Below are 1,854 nucleotides of genomic sequence, written 5' to 3'. Positions count from 1 at the left end.
TTTTGTCGATTGTTTTTGGGGGGGTTACCTTAATGTTTCTGTGGATTGCATAATAGGACGATATCCTACAAACAACTAATAACTTTATGCATCTAATGTGTTACAATCATAATACACATGTATTACAACTATATTATTATTTTACTGATTTTTATTACTTTGAATTATCACTTATGTATTACAATTGTAATACTGTTTTTTGTATCTTACTAGTTTTAGCTAGACAATAATTTAATTTTGTGGTACGTGTGTAATACACTTGTATCACATGGAGATTGTGTATGTCATCTAAAATTATTGCAATAATAAATCAAAAAGGCGGTGTAGGTAAATCTACTATTGCCGTTAATCTTTCCTTTGGTTTATATAAAAAAACATCGCGTGTACTGCTTATAGACCTTGATCCTCAGGCTCATTCTAGTTGTATATATTGTCCGGAAACAGTTTCATACGATAAAACAGTTGCTACTGCTTTTATTAATAAGAAGATAGATATTAATAATCTAATATTAGAAGCAATAGTACATAATGAAAAATTAAATAATTTAAAAATTATTCCTTCTAATATAAAACTTGCAACTGTTATTGAGCAAATTAGTAGTACCGTTTACAGAGAAAGAATATTACAAAACCACTTAAATACTATAAAAAAAGATTATGATTACATAATTCTAGATTGCCCACCAACGCTAGGCATTTTAGCCGTAAATGCTATATATTGTGCAAATTCAATAATTATCCCTACAAATTATGGGAGGTATTCACTAGATGGAATGGCTGACTTATTAACAGCAATACAGGAAATCAAAGAGGAACATGATTATAAATTTTTTATTTTAAAAAATTTATATGAACAAAAAAATTCTCAAACTAATAGGTACATTAATGAACAGTTAAATGCTTTGGATAAACATTTATTAACGACTATTATTCGGAAAAATGAAGCGATTAACCAAGCCCAAATTAACAACCTTCCTATACAAATATTTAATAGTTCTTCAAAAGGTGCACAAGATTTTAGCCTACTAGTAGAAGAGGTAATACATTATGCGTAAATCTAAAATAAACCCATTAACAGAAAGTAAACTTTCAAAAACTGTTGCAAAAATAATTGCAGAAAAACCTATAGAAAAAAGTGGCTTTATTACCTCATCCAATAACAAAACAACTCATTATAAGACAAAAACATTTCGTTTAAGACAACTAGACGCAGAAAATCTTATAAAAATTGTTAAAGTAATTAATAATCATAATCATAGAAAAATATATTCAGATTCTGAAGTTATTAGAGGCTTAATTAATTTTATATCGGATAACTTAGATGTTAATATAAAAAAACTAACCAGCTATATCAATTCCTCTTCATAACACAATAATATTACCTATGTATTACTAATGTAATACGGATATTATATAATGTAGTTAAAAATATTACAAAAAATATAAATAAATAATATTTTTTGTTGTATTATAAAAATAACTGTTGTAGTGTGTATTAAAGTTTGAATTAAAAATGATTTATCTCAGTGAATAAGAAAGCGACTTCTGATGGGAAAGTTAAAATTTCCATTAATATCCCTGAAAGATTATTAATAGAATTAGATTATTATAGGACTCAGGAAAATCAGGACCGGTCTATTTGGATTACTAGTGCTATAATGGAAAAATTAGCGTCTGTAAAATTACAGAAGCATAAGGAATAAACTATAGGAGTTAAGTTTCTAAATACTATAGAAACCCAACGCCCACAAGGATGAAGATATTTTAAATAAAATGCGTCCAACATTTTGCTATCTACATCTATATGTGTACTACTTTTTTATCAAAAAGTCAAGGGTTTTAGGTACTTAGCTC

2 protein-coding genes are annotated in these 1,854 nt (G+C 27.0%); both read left to right on the top strand.

Annotated elements, in window-relative coordinates; translation table 11 throughout:
- Positions 1 to 281 precede the first annotated feature (281 nt).
- A complete protein-coding gene (locus KYQ89_RS00110; RefSeq protein ID WP_256621152.1) occupies positions 282 to 1,055 on the top strand; it encodes a ParA family protein in 774 nt (257 codons plus the stop codon).
- Positions 1,048 to 1,368: a hypothetical protein gene (locus KYQ89_RS00105; protein WP_218459774.1), complete on the top strand. Its 321-nt coding sequence runs from the start codon at positions 1,048 to 1,050 to the stop codon at positions 1,366 to 1,368. The genes KYQ89_RS00110 and KYQ89_RS00105 overlap by 8 nt, the downstream gene beginning before the upstream one ends.
- The last annotated feature ends 486 nt before the right edge of the window (positions 1,369 to 1,854 follow it).

This window comes from Rickettsia sp. TH2014 (assembly GCF_019249195.1).
Lineage (GTDB): Bacteria > Pseudomonadota > Alphaproteobacteria > Rickettsiales > Rickettsiaceae > Rickettsia > Rickettsia felis.
Note: the sequence above shows the minus strand (reverse complement) of the source record. Positions and strands in the feature narration are given on the sequence as shown.

Excerpts from the sequence above, each read along its gene's own strand:
- KYQ89_RS00110 (WP_256621152.1), top strand. The coding sequence starts at position 282 with ATGTCATCTAAAATTATTGCAATAATAAATCAAAAAGGCGGTGTAGGT.
- KYQ89_RS00105 (WP_218459774.1), top strand. The coding sequence starts at position 1,048 with ATGCGTAAATCTAAAATAAACCCATTAACAGAAAGTAAACTTTCAAAA.